A 14,237-nucleotide genomic window follows, 5' to 3' on the forward strand; every position below is an offset into this window, starting at 1 on the left:
CGGCGGCGCTCCAGCGTCCGCACGGCGGCCGCCCCGGCCCACATGGCGTTCGCCCAGCCCAGCACCCACCGGTACGGCGCGTGCTCGCAACTCGTCTCCCACGCGCCCCCGGCCTCGATGGCGCGCGGGTTGTGCGCCGAGCGGATCCAGCGCACGGTGTTGCGGTACGTGGCGTCGTCCGCTTCACAGAAGCCGTAGTGCGCGAGAAGCTCCAGGCTGCCGGGCGGCTCGTCGAAGAGGGCGTGCCGCTCGCCGTCCGTGGCGCCGGCCCACTGCGGCCCGAACGGCCCTTCGACCACGAGCCGCCGCTCCATGGCCTCGCGCAGGGCGGCGGCGGCCATCTCCGGCCGGGGCGCGAGCGGCCAGCCGTGACGCGCGGCCGCTTCCAGCGCCACGCAGAGCAGAGCGTTGTCGTACGTCACGAAGGGCATGGGCGCCGGATCGTCCGTCGGCAGGAGGAACGTCCGGTAGAGGCCGGTGTCGGGGTCGTGCGCCGCCGCCACGGCCGCCGAGAGCCGCGGCCAGGCCTCCCGCACGGCAGGCTCCTGCGCGACGGTGCCGTCGCCCGTCTCACGCGCGTAGCGGTCCAGCGCCACGACGAACGCGGCCAGCTGGTCCAGTTCGAATCCCGGATACACCACGGTCCCGTCGAGGTACTGGGCGTGCTCCCCGGGGTGGCGCGCGTGGCGCTGGAAGACGGCCAGCAGCACCTCCCGGGCGTGCGACGGCCGGGTGCGGATCAGGCCGGGCAGGCTCCAGAGAAGGGTGTCCCGCGTCCAGTGCGCCGCGGCCACGTAGTACCGCGGGCTGCGCGACGTCACGGCAATCCTCGCTTCGCTGTCGAGGCACCGGCCCGTGGACGCGTGCAGGTTGAAGAGCAGGTTGCGCCGCACCGGCGCCGGCAGGTCGCCGGGCGCGTCCTCGGCCGCCGACCGCGCAGCCGCGGCCCAGAGCGCCTCCGCCCCCCGCCGGGCCAGGTCGACGGCGTTGAGCGCGGCGCCGTCGCCCTCGCGATTGACGCCGCAGTAGAGCGCCAGCGTGCACGTCTCTCCGGGGCGCAGGCGCGTCTCCCACCAGACGGAGGCCGTCTCGACGTGCGCCTCGCCGTCCGTCCAAGGTACCGCGCGGTCGACGCCCGTGGCGCGCGTCTCCGGCCACGGGGGCGACCACGCCAGCCGCCCGCCCTCGCCGCCGGCGCCTTCGGGGCGGATGCCCAGCGCCGGCGCGCCCTGGGCCTCCACGCGCACGGCCTTCGTCCAGGGATCCACCCTCACGGCGTATCCGGCCGCGAGCGGCTGCGCCGTGAAGCGCACGGCGCGTGGCGGCGCCCAGGCGTGCTCGAAGCCCACGGCCACGGACGCCGCGTCGACCGGTTCCGCGCCGGCCTGGCGCGTCGCCGTGACGACCGCGACGAAGCCCTTGAACCCGGGCGGCGCCACGTATCGCGTCTCCAGGGTGAACGGCCCGGCCGTCGACCGCAGCACCGGGAGCCAGCCGTCGACGACCTCCGCTGTCCACGCCAGCTCGACCTCGCCCCGCGCCGTGCGCAACCGCGGGCGGAGGAGCGGCCGCCCGCGGGGACGGAACTCCACGAGGCCCAGGGCCGCCTCCCACAGCACGTTGACGCTGAGCGCGGCGGCCTGCGACGGCTCGATGTCCGGCAACGTCACCCACTCGTTGCCGGTGACGATGTACTCGGGCGCCCCTTCCTCGGCTTCGGGAACAGTCAGGATGCCGGACACGCGGCGGCGAGCCTCCTTCGGGTTGTATAATTTCAAACACTTGGAAGAGCGGAGGGCACCGCGGTGATCTGGCCGAGCAGCGCCCTCGAACCGTTGGAGCGCCTGGAAGAGCGGCTCGTCCAGCGCCTGCGCGACGCCGTCGTGCGGCTTCTCACGCCGTGGCTGTACGGCCGCGTGGCGGCGGCGGTGGCGCGCGTCGCGCCGCGCGGGGCGTCCGTGCTCGTCGCCCAGTCCCGCACGGCGGGGCTCGCGCGCGCGCTCGCGCGGCGGCTCCGCGGCGGGACCGTCGACACGACCGGCATGCCGCTGCCGGGCGCGGACTGCCTGCCCCACGCGGACGCCTCCTTCGACGCGGCCGTCGCCGTGCTCTCGGCCGGCGACTGGGACGACGAGCGCGCGCGCATGCACGAGCTGTACCGCGTCGTGCGCCCCGGGGGCTTCGTCTTCATCTGCGATCGCAACGGCGCCGTGCTGCCGGACCGGCCGCCGGTCTCCCCGTTCGGAAGCTGGCGCGCGGGCCAGCCGTTCGGCCGGCGGGAGGCCGGGGACCTGCTCGCGGACGCAGGCTTCGTGGAATTGTCGTTCACCCTGCTCTTCTTCAGGAAGTTCTACCTCATCCGCGGCCGAAAGCCGGATCTGCCCGCGCTCCCCGGATTCGGGCCGCACGCCGCGCGAAGGGACTGACCGCCCTGCTGCCGATTCGATCGCGCACGTTCCAGGCCAAGGGACGCACGTTCACGCATCATTACGTCGACTCGCCCGAAGTGGCCACGATCGTGCCGCTGCTGGATGACGGGCGCTTCGTCCTGGTGCGCCAGTACCGGGCGGCGCTGGACCGCGAGACGCTCGAATTCCCCGCCGGCAAGCTTGAGGGTCGCGAGACGGCTGAAGACGGCGCGCGCCGCGAGCTCGCCGAGGAGACCGGTTTTCGCGCCGGCCGTCTGGAGTACCTCCTCAGCTTTTACCCGGTCCCAGGGTATTCCAACGAGCTGATCCACGTCTTCGTGGCGACATCGCTCACGCCCGGCGAGACCTCGTTCGACGAGGCGGAGGACATGCGCAACGTGCTCTTCACCGAGGCGGAGCTCGACCGCGCCCTGCGCCGCGGCGACATCCGCGACGGCAAGACGATCCTCGCCTTCCTCGCCTGGCGAGCCGGCGCGCGGGCCGAGTTCCCTGCGGAGTCGCGCGCCGGCGATCCGGACGGGCCGGGACAGCCGGAGACGAGCTGGTGACTCAGCGGCCGTCGGGCGCGTCCACGGCCGGATCCAGGTAGGTGGCGCGCCCGTCCATGTACGTCGCCACGGGCCGGATGTGGCGCAGATCCTCCGGCGCCACGCGCCACGGATCCTCGTCCAGGACGACGAAATCCGCGAAGAACCCCGGCGCCAGCCGCCCCCGCTCCCGCTCCGCGCCCACCGCGTGGGCGCCGCCGCGGGTGTACATGGCGACGGCCGCCGTCACGTCGAGCCGTTCCTGCGGAAGCCAGCCGCCGCGCGGCTCGCCGTCCATGGTCTGGCGCGTGACGGCCGCGTGCACCCCGTCCATCGGCGCGATCGGCTCCACCGGGCAATCGGAGCCGAAGGCGACGGCCACGCCCGCCGCCGCGATGCTCCGCCACGCGTAAGACGAGCGCGCGCGCTCCGGCCCGACGCGCCGCTCCACGATGGGGATGTCGCTGGCCACGAAGCGGGGCTGAACGTCCGCAACGATGCCGAGCCTCGCCATCCGCGGCCACTGGTCGGGCCGCATGATCTGGCAGTGGATCAGCCGCGGGCGCGACACCGCCGGATGGCGCGGGCGGGCACGGCGCGCGGCATCATGCGGGCGCCCGCCCCTGGAAGCCGCGTCGCCGGCGGCCGCGACGGCCCGGAAAGCGCGCTCGACAGCCGCGATGAACTGCTCCGCGGCGCGGTCCCCGATGGCGTGGGCGCAGACGGCGATGCCGTGCGCGAACGCGCGCGTGATCCGATCCGCGAGCGCGTCGTCGTCCCACAGCAGCACGCCGGTCGTGTCCGGGCGGTCGGCGTACGGCTCGAACAGCGCCGCCGTGTGGCCGCCGAGAGAGCCGTCGGTGAACACCTTCGCGCTCCCCACCGTGAACCGCCCGCCCACCTCCTCGTCGCCGCTCATCCAACCGCGCTCGATGGCCTCGTCCAGGCGCTCGATGGGAAAGTCCCACCAGATCCGCACGGGGAGCCCGTCCCCCGCGGCCAGCTCGCGGTACGCGCCGGCCACCGCGTCCAGGTCCGGCCACCCGGACGCCGCGCCGTCGTTCGTGTGGATCGCCGTCACGCCATGGCGCGCCGCCTCCAGGGCAGCGCGGGCGATCGCCGCGCGCAGGCCCTCCTCCCCCTCCTGGGGCCGCAGCCGGGCCACGAGGTCCATCGCGGCCTCGCGGAGGATGCCCGTCGGCCTGCCGTCCGGGTCGACGTCCACGACGCCGCCCGGGACCGCGTACCGCTCCGGACGCGGCTCGCCACCCTCGCCGAGAAGGCCGGCGAGGCGCAGGGCCGCCGTGTTCGCCACGGCGACGTGGCCGCAGTGACGGTGGAGCAACGCCGGGCGCCCGCCGGTGACGGCGTCGAGGTCGCGCCGGTGCGGCAGGCGCCCTTCCGCGAAGGCGGCCTCGTCCCACCCGCGCCCGAGAATCCACTGACCTTGCGGCAGCGTCTCGGTGTAACGCCGCACCCGCTCCACCAGCTCGCCAACGCTGCGCACGTCAGCCAGGGCCAGGCGCGCCAGCGCCTGGCCGAAGCCGACGAGGTGCATGTGGCTGTCGATGAAGCCCGGCACGACGCGACGCCCGCGAGCGTCGAGCACCTGCGTGCGCCGGCCGCGCCAGACGGCCATCGCGTCCGCCGCCCCGATGTCCGCGATGCGGCCCCCGCGCACGGCGAAGGCCTCGGCCCACGGCGCCTCGGGGTTCATCGTCGCCACGCGGGCATTCGTCACGATCAGGTCGGCTTCCACTGGGACACTCCTTACGCTTGGACTTGCGGGCCGGGCCGGGGCCGCTCCGGTGTCATTCCCCCGCCTGCGCGGCCGCTTCGCTGCCTGGCCGGAGCCGCCCCATGATCAGGGTGTCGGTGAAGGCGCCGTCCCGCCACGCCGCCGCGCGACGCCGCCCTTCCTCCACGAAGCCGAAGCGACGGTATAGGCGCACGGCAGGTTCGTTGTCCGGGTACACCTCCAGCTCGATCCGCTGAAGCCCCAGCCACCGGTCGGCCAGGTCGACGATCGCCTCCATCAGGCGCGTGCCGATGCCGCGTCCCTGGTAGTCGTCGTGAACCATCATGCCGATCTCCGCGCAATGCGCGCTGCGGCCGCGTCTGAGGTGGAGGCTAATCTGCCCCACCACGCGCCCGTCAACCTCGGCGACAAACGAGTGCATCGTGTCCGGCATCTCCGCGATCTGCTTGCGCACCTGTTCGACGGTGAGCGACGGGATCTGCAGGGTCCCCCACATGCAGCGCGGGCGCGTGCGCATTTCATGAATCGCTTCGGCATCCTCGACGCGAACCGGTCGGATGATCACATCCATGGCTGGCCTTCCTCCTCCTGCTCCCGCCCCGTCATCGCCGGGCGCCTGCCACCGCATGACCCCCGCCGGTCCTCGGCAAACTAGCGCGGGAGGCGTCGCGCCATGCTCGTTCTGCTCTGGGCTCTCAAGTTCGTCTGGCAGATGGCGGCGATCGGCATGATCATCCCGTTTTTCGCCAAGGGCGGCGGGACGAACATCATGAACGTCGTCCTGCTGGGCTTCGTCATGTCGGTCGTGACCTTCCTGCTCGGCGACCTATTCATCCTCTCGCGTTTCGGCAACCTTACCGCGATCGTCGCCGATTTCCTGCTCGCGTACGTGGTCCTCTGGTTCGGCCCGATGCTGATCGACGGTGTCGACGCCGGTCGGCCGTACACCTTTGAGGGCGCGTTGCTCGTGTCCGCAGCCGTGGCCGCGAGCGAGTGGCTCGTGCATCCCATCGTCGCCCGGATGGCCCGCATGCGCGTGCCCGGCCTGCGCGGGTAGCGCCACGGTCTTCGCCTCGCCCGCCGGTCCTCGCGGCGCATGTGCTCGCGCCGAGGGAACTTCGTCCCGCCGTCGCGCGTCGGAGAATCCGAGCCGGAGGATCCGAACGGACGCCGCGCTCCGTCCGAACGGGCGCACGGGAGGAGGAAGCTTGGGAAATGTCGTGCGGATACCCGACAGCCGCCGGTCGTACCCCGGCGCGGGGGCGCCTCCGAGGTATCGTCCTGTTCATGATCGCCGCGTGGCCCGTGCTCGCCTTGACCGGCTGCGGCACCGCGGAGATCGCGCGGGACGTCCACGCGGCGCCGGCGCACGCGCTCGAAGCGGAAGCGGTCGGCGTCGACGCGCTGTCCGAGGAGGCGCAAAAGTGGCTGGACCAGCTCGGGGACCGTGCGGGCGCCCGCGCCTTCGCGGGTGACGGCCGCACGGACGTCGTCGTCACCGCGGGGATGCGCATGACGGGCGGGTACGCGCTGGAGCCCTTGGGCGCCAGCGCCGGCGACGACGGCACGGCCACGGTCGACGTCCTGTTCGTCAAGCCGGGTCCGGACGCCATCGTGACGCAAGTGGCGGGACGGCCGGTGCTGGCCTTGCGCATCGCCCGCAGCGTCCCCAACGTCGTGATCCGGCTGCACTTCGAGAAAGGCGACCGCGGCGTCCGCCTCGGGGCGTTTCCCGCCGCAAGCTACGGCGTGAAGCCGCAGCCGACGGCCGAAGCCGCGTTCAAGGCCGCGCGCGATGCGCTCGGGTTGGCGCCGGACACGGTCACGTTCGGGCCGGCGCAGACGTCCGCGGACAAGAAGACGGTCCGCAGGACGGCCACGGCGAGCTTCCGCGGCGAGGCGTTCGCCGTCACGCTGACCGCGCCCGCCGGACACGCGGACGCGCGCCGGGGCCAGTGGATCGTCAAGGACGTCACCTGGCTCGGCCCCGCGGGCGCCGCGGGGGAAACGTGACGGCGGGAGCGCGCGCCCTCAATGGACCTCTCCCGCCCGCCAGCGGAGAGCGCGCGGAAGGCGCCGGCCGGAGCCGGCGCCTTCAACGTTGAGCCGTCACGTAGAACGCCACGCCCACGATCAGCGCGAAGAGCGCCATGTACGCGATCCAATAGAGGCGGTTCCTGGTCACGCCGAACTCCCCTTCCGCGCCTGGCCATACTGTTCCCCAATTCGAGGATCCCAGGCCGGGAGGGTTCCACGGGTCATGGACGGGGGTCACTGCGCCTCGCCGGGCGGGGACGTCCAGCCGGCGCCGGCGATCGGCACGAGCTCCACGGTCAGGCTCGTCTCGCCCGCCGCCTGTCGCCCGAACATGTCCGCGATGCGCGCGGTCATCGTCAGCGTCCTGGCCTCCCGCGGCACCGAACCGCCGACGAACCAGACGAACGTCGTCTCCTCGAGAAAGCCGTCGGCCAGCCCCGTCGAGCCCGCGAACTGGAACAGGGCGGCCAGGTTCGTTCCCGCGGGGATCACCGCGCCGGACGGCGTGATCAGGGGCAGATCGTACGTGAACGTGAACGTCGGGAAGTTGGGGTTGGGCGCGGGCGGCGCCGGGGGCGAGGCGACAGGACCCGGGCGCACCGGGAGGATCCCGACCGGCGCCGTCACGGCCACGGCGATCACCAGGCCCTGGGCCGCGGAGATCGGGTTCACCTGCCCCGCCCGGCCGGTACCCGTGGCCACAAGCGCGTCCGGACGCGGTTGCAGGAAGCGGATGCGCGGCAGGCGCTGCTGTTCCGGGGGGATCAGTGCCATCGGTCAACACCCTTCCAGGGTTGGACTGATCCAGCCTATGCGCCCGTCCCCCCGGCGTTCCCGCCTGTCCCACCCATCGCACCGCTTCCGCCTCGCCTCACCCCTTCTGCGCGCGCTCCCGGGCGTGACGGTCCAAGAGGCGCTTGCGGATCCGGATCTCCTTCGGCGTCACCTCGACGAGCTCGTCGTCGGCGATGAATTCCAGGGCCTGTTCCAGCGAGAGACGCTTCGGCGGCGTGAGGCGCACCGACTCCTCGGCGGTGCTGGAGCGGATGTTCGTGACGTGTTTCTTCTTGCACACGTTGATCTCCAGGTCGCCTTCGCGGGCGTGCTCGCCCACCACCTGACCGGCGTAGACCGGCTCGCCCGGGCCGACGAACAGCGTGCCGCGCTTCTCGGCGTTCTCCAGCGCGTACGCCGTCGTGACGCCCGTCTCCCACGCCACCAGGCTGCCGCGGCTGCGGCCGGGGATCGGCCCCTTCTCCGGCTCGTAGCCGGCGAAGGTATGGGACATCACGCCGTACCCGCGGGTGAGCGTGGTGAACTCGGCGGCGAACCCGAAGAGGCCGCGCGCCGGGACGCGGTAGACGAGGCGCACCCGATCGTCGCCGAGCGGCGTCATCGACTGCATCTCGCCGCGACGCGCGCCCAGGCGCTCGATGACGGCCCCGGCCGTCTCCTGCGGCAGGTCCAGCACGACCTCCTCGACCGGCTCCAGGCGCCGGCCGTCCTGCTCGCGGTAGATGACCTGCGGGCGGGAGACGGCGAGCTCGTACCCTTCCCGGCGCATCGTCTCGATGACGATGGACAGGTGCAACTCGCCGCGCCCGGACACGCGGAAGGCGTCCGGCGAGTCCGTCTCCTCCACGAGGAGGCCCACGTTGCGCTCGGCCTCGCGCCACAGCCTCTCCCGCAGGTGGCGGGACGTGAGATAGGCGCCGTCCCGCCCGGCGAACGGGCTGTCGTTGACGAGAAACGTCATGGTGACGGTCGGCGCGTCCACTTCCAAAGGTGGCAGCGGCGCCGGGTCGCCGGGGTCGCTGATGGTCTCGCCGATCGCCACGTCCGGGATGCCTGCCACGGCGCAGATGTCGCCGGCGGGCACCTCCTCCGCCGCCAGGCGCTTGAGGCTGCCGAACGTGAACAGCTCGGCCACCTTCGCGCGACGCATGGCGTCCGGCGCGCGGCCGACGGCCACCGCCTGCCCCGCGCGCAGCGTCCCCTGCGCCACGCGCCCGATGGCGATGCGCCCGAGGTACTCGTCGTAATCCAGCGTGGTCACCAGAAGTTTCACCGGGGCGTCCGGATCGCCGGGGGGTGGCGGAATGTGATCCACGACCGCCTGGAGAAGCGGGCGCATGTCGCCCCGGATGCCGCTCGCCGGGTGGCCCGGCCCGGCCGGGCGGTAGTCGCCCGGCAGGTCCGTCATGGCCACGCCGGCGCGGGCATCCGCGTACAGGACGGGAACGTCGATCTGCTCGTCATCGGCGCCGAGTTCGATGAAGAGCTCCAGCACCTGGTCGACGACCTCGCGGGGACGCGCGCCCATGCGGTCGATCTTGTTCACGACGAGGATCGGGCGCAGCCGCTGCCGCAGCGCCTTTTCCACCACGAACCGCGTCTGCGGCATGGGGCCCTCGGCGGCGTCGACGACGAGCAGCGCCCCGTCGACCATGCTGAGGATGCGCTCCACTTCGCCGCTGAAATCGGCGTGCCCGGGCGTGTCGACGATGTTGATCTTCGTGCCCTCGAAGTGGATGGCGGTGTTCTTCGCGAGGATGGTGATGCCGCGCTCGCGCTCGAGCTCGTTCGAGTCGAGCACGCGCTCGCCGACGGGCTGGTTGGCGCGGAACGCGCCCGCCTGCTTCAGCATGGCGTCGACGAGCGTGGTCTTGCCGTGGTCGACGTGCGCGATGATGGCCACGTTGCGAAGTTGAACCATGTCCTGCAGTATACCGCGAAACCGGTCGCGCGCTTATCCCCGGAAGGTGACGGCGTCCAGGTAGAAGGCGACGACACCGAGCACGATGGCCGCGAACGTCAGGGCCGCCGGGAGCTCCGCGCCCACGCGCTGCTCCCTGTCTTCGGCGTCGTCCGCGGGCGCCGATCCCGATGCGGGGGCCCCGGGGGTGTCCAGGCGCAGCGGGCCGCGGTACAGCGCGCCCGAGGACGCGATCACGCCCACAAGGAGCACGGCCGCCGTGTCGAGCGCCACCCTTGACCCGAGGCGCAGGTCCAGGCCGTGGGCGCGGATCAGCACGATGGCGAGGTCGAGGAGCAGGGCCGCGCCGCTGATCACGAGCCCCCACCGCAATGCGCGCAGGGCCCGCTGGACGAACGGCAGATCCTCGCCCCGGTTCACCGGGCATCCGCCCATTCGAAACGCGCCAGGAAGTGCCGCAGCACCTTCGGCTCATACGTGAGCCGCAGGCCGCGCACCTTCGACGCGCGCTGGAGCACCGCGACCATCCCCTCGGCGACGTCGTCCAGGTGATTGTCCGTGTACGCGCGCCGGGGCACGGCGAGCCGCAGGAACTCCGCCGGTGCGCGCCGCTCGGCTCCCGTTTCCGGGTCTCGCCCCATCATCAGCGTGCCCACCTCCACGGCGCGCACGCCGGCCTCCAGATACAGCTCCGCGGCCAGCGCCGCGCCGGGGAACTGTTCCGGCGGAACGTGCGGGAGCATCCGGCCGGCGTCGACGAAGACGGCGTGCCCGCCGACGGGATACTGGATCGGCACGCCGGCCGCGCGCAGGCGTTCCCCGAGCCGGCGCACCTGCCCGATGCGCTGCTGAAGGTAGGCCACGTCCAGCGCCTCCTCCAGCCCGACGGCGAGCGCCGCCATGTCCCTCCCGTTCATGCCGCCGTACGTCAGGAACCCTTCGAACGCCACGACGCGCGGCGCGAGGCGCAGGTACAGCGACTCGTCGCGCACGGCCACGAACCCGCCGATGTTCACGAGGCCGTCCTTCTTGGCGCTCATCATGCAGCCGTCGGCGAGGTCGAAGAAGTCGCGCGCGATGGCGCGGGGCTCCCTTCCGGCCTGGCCCTCTTCCCACTCCCGGACCAGGTAGGCGTTCTCGGCGTAACGCGCCGCGTCCAAGAGCAGGAGGATGCCGTGCTGCCGCGCGACGGCCGCCACCTCGCGGGCGTTGGCGAGGGACACCGGCAGCCCGCCGGCCGAGTTGCAGGTGATCGTCAACACGATGGCCGCGACCGACTCCGCGCCGTGCTCGTCGATGAAGGCCTTCAGCGCCGCGACGTCCATGTTGCCCTTGAACGGGAAGGGCGACGTCGTGTCGGCCGCCTCAGGTGTGAGCAGGTCGACCGGCCGCCCGCCGGCCAGCTCGATGTGCGCGCGGGTGGTGTCGAAGTGCATGTTGCCGAGCACGTACTGCCCAGGACGCCGGATCAGCTCCGGAAACACGACGCGTTCCGCGCCGCGCCCCTGGTGCGTGGGCAGCACGTAGGGGTAGCCGGTGATCGCCTCGACCGTCTCGCGCAGCATGTGAAAGCTGCGGCTGCCGGCGTAGGCCTCGTCGCCCGTCATGAGCGCCGCCCACTGGCGGTCGCTCATGGCGCCCGTGCCGCTGTCCGTCAACAGGTCGACGTACACGTCCTCCGACCGCAGGAGAAAGACGTTCAGCCCGGCCTCCGCGAGGCGCGCCTCCCGCGCGTCCCGCGCGATGAGGCGGATCGGTTCCACCATCTTGATCCGAAACGGTTCGCCCTTCATGTCCCACTCCCCCATTTCACGACGCGGGCCCCGGCCAAGGGCAGGGGCCCGGCAGTGTCGCGCCTCCTGCGTCCACCCGCGCCCCCGGCGTCAGGTGGCGCCGTCCTCCTCCGTGGGGGCGTCTTGCGCCGCCCCCAGCGTGCCCAGGTACAGCTCGACGACCTGCGGGTTCGCGAGGAGCCGCTCGCCCGCGTCGTCGAAGGCGTTGCGGCCCATGTCCAGCACGTAGCCCCAGTCCGACATGGCGAGCGCGCGGCGGGCGTTCTGCTCCACCATGAGAATCGTCCTCCCCGCGCGGTGGATGTCGCGGATCTGCTGGAACACCTGGTCCACGACGTTCGGGGCGAGGCCTGCCGAAGGCTCGTCGAGGACGAGCATGTCGGGATCCAGCATGAGCGCCCGCGCCATGGCCAGCATCTGGCGCTGGCCGCCAGAGAGGACGCCGGCCTTCTGGTGCCGCTTCTCATACAGGACCGGGAACGTTTCGAACATCTCGCGGATCCGCCCCTCGGAGCGGCCGCGAAGAAGGTAGCCGCCCAGCTGCAGGTTCTCCAGTACCGTGAGGTTCGGAAAGACGTTCCTCTCCTGGGGCACGTAGCAGAGGCCGCTCTGCACGATCTTCGAAGGCTTCGCCCCGGCGAGGCTCGTCCCCTTGAACCGGATGTCGCCCCGCCGAACGCGCACGAGGCCGAAGATCGCCTTGGCCAGCGTGGACTTCCCCGCGCCGTTGGGACCGATGATCGTGACGATCTGGCCGCGCTCCACGCGCAGGTTCACGCCCTGGAGGATGTCGAGGTCATGGTAGCCGGCATACAGGTCCCGAACCTCCAACAGGGGTTCGCGCGACGCGCCGGCGTTCACGTGCGCTTCCACGTCAGGCACCCCCCAGGTACGCGTCGACGACCGCCGGGTTGCGCCGCACCGATGGCGGATCGCCTTCCGCGATGATCCTGCCGTTCGCCATGACCACGATGCGGTCGCAGATGCGCATGATCATGTCCATGTCGTGCTCGATGACGAGGAACGTCATGCCCTTCTCCCGCAGGTCGAGGATGTATCGGAGGAGTTCTTCCTTCAACGCCGGGTTCACGCCGGCCATGGGCTCGTCGAGGAGCATCATGCGCGGTTCGGTCATCAGCGCCCGCGCCATCTCCAGGAGTTTGCGCTGGCCCCCGGACAGGGCGCCGGCGTACTGGTCCCGGACGCGGCCGAGGTTGAAGTACTCGATCAGCTCGTTCGCGCGCCGGGCCACGCTGGCCTCGTGCGCCCGCACTCGCCGCGGGCTGAGCACCACGTTCGCGAGGTGCTCGCCCGGCTGGCGCGGCGCGGCGAACATGAGGTTCTCGAGGACGGTCATGCGCGAGAACACGCGCGTGATCTGGAACGTGCGGACGAGACCCAGCCGCGCCGGAACGTACGGCGGCCGCCCGATGAGCGGCTCGCCGATGAAGAACACCTGGCCGGACGTGGCCGGTTGAAACAGGCTGATCACCTGAAAGAGCGTGGACTTGCCGGCGCCGTTCGGTCCGATCAGGCCGACGATCTCCCCCTCGCGGACATCGAACGAGACGCCGTCGACTGCGGCGAATCCCCCGAAGACTTTGCGCACGTCGCGGACGGAGAGCATCACGCCGCCGGCGGCCGGAGGGTTCGGAACGGAACGTTGGAGGTCAGCGGTCAAGGCCGAGATCCTCCTTCCGGCCGAGGATGCCTTGCGGACGGTAGATCATGAGAAGGATGAGAATGATGCCGATCAACACGATGCGCAGGGCAGCCAGCTGGTCGGTGCTGAACGGCCCGATCGGCGAGCTCGTGAACTCCGAGGTGACGGTGTAGAGGCCGAAGTAGATCGCCGCGCCCAGCGCCGCGCCCCAGTTCTTGCCGATGCCGCCCAGCACCATGATGGTCCACGCTTCGAAGGTGATCGTCGCTTCGAAGTTGTGCGGGTTGATGTACTGGTAGTAGAAGGCTGTGAGCGCGCCGGCCAACCCGGCGATGGCGGCGCCCAGCGCCAGGGCGGTCAGCTTGTAGGAGACGATGTTCTTTCCAAGGGAGACCGCCACGTCCTCGTCCTCGCGGATGGCCTTCAGCACCCTCCCCCACGGCGAGCGCGCCAAGTACTCCACCACCGCGAACACGACGCCCGCGACGACGACGCACAGGATCAGATAAATCCAGCGCCACGCGTCGTGCGAGACGGGAAGCCATCCGAGCGGCACGTCGAAGCCGCCGATCCCCTCCGGACCGTTCGTGAACGACGCATTGTTGAGCCAGATGCGCAGCACTTCCGCAAAGCCGATCGTCACGATGGCGAGATAGTCGTCCCGCAGCCGCAGCGCCGGGTACCCGAGAACGAAGCTGAACACGGCCGCCACGACCATGCCGGCGAGGACAGCCAGGAGAATCGGCGCATGGTGCGTGACGAGGATCGCCACGGTGTACGCGCCGACGGCGAGGAAGGCCACGTGGCCGAAGTTGATGAGGCCCGTGTACCCGAACTGGAGGTTCAAGCCGATGACAAAAAGGGTGTAGATGACGACATTCGTGAGAAAACCGGCAAAGTACCCCAAAAGCATGCTCATGTGAGGGATCGCTCCCCGAAGAGCCCGCGCGGGTACGTGAGCAGCACGGCGATCATGGCGAGGAAGCCGACGGCCAGCCGGTACTCCGCCGGCAGGACGATGACGGACGCTTCCTGGATGATGCCGATCAGGACGCCGCCCACCGCGGCGCCGTAGGCGTTGCCGATGCCTCCCAGGATGATCGCGGCGAACATCGGCAGGAGAAGGAACCAGCCCATGTTCGGGTCGATCGGCCGGATCATGCCGTAGAGCACCCCGCCCACGGCCGCGAGGCCGCCGCCGAGGATCCACGTCCACGTGACGACGCGGTCGACGTCGACCCCCGACACCCACGCGAGCGCGGAGTTGTCGGCCATCGCGCGCATCGCGCGGCCGATCGTGGTGTACTTCAGCA

General features: G+C 71.6%; 15 protein-coding genes. 4 read left to right on the forward strand and 11 right to left on the reverse strand.

Annotated elements, in window-relative coordinates; genetic code table 11:
- Positions 1-1,742: glycoside hydrolase family 125 protein (locus IRZ18_04835; protein ID MBX5476434.1), on the reverse strand; the 1,742-nt coding region annotated here is incomplete at its 3' end.
- A 63-nt stretch (positions 1,743-1,805) separates the two neighbouring features.
- Here IRZ18_04835 and IRZ18_04840 point away from each other — a divergent pair.
- Together IRZ18_04840 and IRZ18_04845 are read left to right on the forward strand one after the other, a co-directional pair.
- Positions 1,806-2,426, forward strand: coding sequence for a methyltransferase domain-containing protein (locus IRZ18_04840; GenBank protein MBX5476435.1), 621 nt, complete (start codon positions 1,806-1,808; stop codon positions 2,424-2,426).
- Positions 2,427-2,518: 92 nt separating this feature from the next.
- On the forward strand, positions 2,519-2,977 hold the full coding sequence (locus IRZ18_04845) for an NUDIX hydrolase (protein ID MBX5476436.1): 459 nt from the start codon (positions 2,519-2,521) through the stop codon (positions 2,975-2,977).
- A gap of 1 nt (position 2,978) precedes the next feature.
- On the opposite strand, the gene IRZ18_04850 is transcribed toward IRZ18_04845, so the two are convergent.
- Together IRZ18_04850 and IRZ18_04855 are read right to left on the reverse strand one after the other, a co-directional pair.
- The gene (locus IRZ18_04850; GenBank protein ID MBX5476437.1) at positions 2,979-4,715 is read right to left on the reverse strand and encodes an amidohydrolase; all 1,737 of its coding nucleotides are present in this window, start codon (positions 4,713-4,715) and stop codon (positions 2,979-2,981) included.
- A 52-nt stretch (positions 4,716-4,767) separates the two neighbouring features.
- The gene (locus tag IRZ18_04855) at positions 4,768-5,286 is read right to left on the reverse strand and encodes a GNAT family N-acetyltransferase (protein MBX5476438.1); all 519 of its coding nucleotides are present in this window, start codon (positions 5,284-5,286) and stop codon (positions 4,768-4,770) included.
- A 102-nt stretch (positions 5,287-5,388) separates the two neighbouring features.
- On the opposite strand from IRZ18_04855, the gene IRZ18_04860 reads away from it, so the two are divergent.
- Both IRZ18_04860 and IRZ18_04865 read left to right on the forward strand, forming a co-directional pair.
- Positions 5,389-5,772, forward strand: coding sequence for a DUF2512 family protein (locus tag IRZ18_04860; GenBank protein ID MBX5476439.1), 384 nt, complete (start codon positions 5,389-5,391; stop codon positions 5,770-5,772).
- 230 nt (positions 5,773-6,002) lie between these two features.
- On the forward strand, positions 6,003-6,728 hold the full coding sequence (locus IRZ18_04865) for a protease complex subunit PrcB family protein (GenBank protein ID MBX5476440.1): 726 nt from the start codon (positions 6,003-6,005) through the stop codon (positions 6,726-6,728).
- A gap of 258 nt (positions 6,729-6,986) precedes the next feature.
- Here IRZ18_04865 and IRZ18_04870 read toward each other — a convergent pair whose 3' ends face one another.
- The 8 genes from IRZ18_04870 to IRZ18_04905 form a co-directional block, all read right to left on the reverse strand.
- Entirely contained in the window at positions 6,987-7,526 is a 540-nt protein-coding gene (locus IRZ18_04870; protein MBX5476441.1) for a hypothetical protein, read from the reverse strand.
- A 97-nt stretch (positions 7,527-7,623) separates the two neighbouring features.
- A complete protein-coding gene (gene typA, locus IRZ18_04875; protein MBX5476442.1) occupies positions 7,624-9,468 on the reverse strand; it encodes a translational GTPase TypA in 1,845 nt (614 codons plus the stop codon).
- 33 nt (positions 9,469-9,501) lie between these two features.
- The gene (locus IRZ18_04880) at positions 9,502-9,888 is read right to left on the reverse strand and encodes a hypothetical protein (GenBank protein ID MBX5476443.1); all 387 of its coding nucleotides are present in this window, start codon (positions 9,886-9,888) and stop codon (positions 9,502-9,504) included.
- On the reverse strand, positions 9,885-11,276 hold the full coding sequence (locus IRZ18_04885; protein MBX5476444.1) for a tryptophanase: 1,392 nt from the start codon (positions 11,274-11,276) through the stop codon (positions 9,885-9,887). Before IRZ18_04885 ends, IRZ18_04880 begins: the two co-directional genes overlap by 4 nt.
- A 75-nt stretch (positions 11,277-11,351) precedes the next feature.
- Positions 11,352-12,122 (reverse strand): ABC transporter ATP-binding protein, encoded by a 771-nt coding sequence (locus IRZ18_04890; protein MBX5476445.1) that lies wholly within the window; start codon positions 12,120-12,122, stop codon positions 11,352-11,354.
- Between the two features lie 13 nt (positions 12,123-12,135).
- Entirely contained in the window at positions 12,136-12,951 is an 816-nt protein-coding gene (locus IRZ18_04895; protein ID MBX5476446.1) for an ABC transporter ATP-binding protein, read from the reverse strand.
- Positions 12,932-13,843, reverse strand: coding sequence for a branched-chain amino acid ABC transporter permease (locus IRZ18_04900; GenBank protein ID MBX5476447.1), 912 nt, complete (start codon positions 13,841-13,843; stop codon positions 12,932-12,934). The genes IRZ18_04895 and IRZ18_04900 overlap by 20 nt, the downstream gene beginning before the upstream one ends.
- Positions 13,840-14,237 (reverse strand): branched-chain amino acid ABC transporter permease (locus IRZ18_04905; GenBank protein ID MBX5476448.1); only part of this gene is annotated, 398 nt, incomplete at its 5' end. The genes IRZ18_04905 and IRZ18_04900, both read right to left, overlap by 4 nt.

Source organism: Clostridia bacterium (assembly GCA_019683875.1).
Lineage (GTDB): Bacteria > Bacillota > Sulfobacillia > RBS10-35 > Bu92 > Bu92.

Coding starts and splice junctions, on each gene's coding strand:
- IRZ18_04900 (MBX5476447.1), bottom strand. CDS start 13,843: ATGAGCATGCTTTTGGGGTACTTTGCCGGTTTTCTCACGAATGTCGTC.
- IRZ18_04855 (MBX5476438.1), bottom strand. CDS start 5,286: ATGGATGTGATCATCCGACCGGTTCGCGTCGAGGATGCCGAAGCGATT.
- IRZ18_04865 (MBX5476440.1), top strand. CDS start 6,003: ATGATCGCCGCGTGGCCCGTGCTCGCCTTGACCGGCTGCGGCACCGCG.
- IRZ18_04860 (MBX5476439.1), top strand. CDS start 5,389: ATGCTCGTTCTGCTCTGGGCTCTCAAGTTCGTCTGGCAGATGGCGGCG.
- typA (MBX5476442.1), bottom strand. CDS start 9,468: ATGGTTCAACTTCGCAACGTGGCCATCATCGCGCACGTCGACCACGGC.
- IRZ18_04870 (MBX5476441.1), bottom strand. CDS start 7,526: ATGGCACTGATCCCCCCGGAACAGCAGCGCCTGCCGCGCATCCGCTTC.
- IRZ18_04885 (MBX5476444.1), bottom strand. CDS start 11,276: ATGGGGGAGTGGGACATGAAGGGCGAACCGTTTCGGATCAAGATGGTG.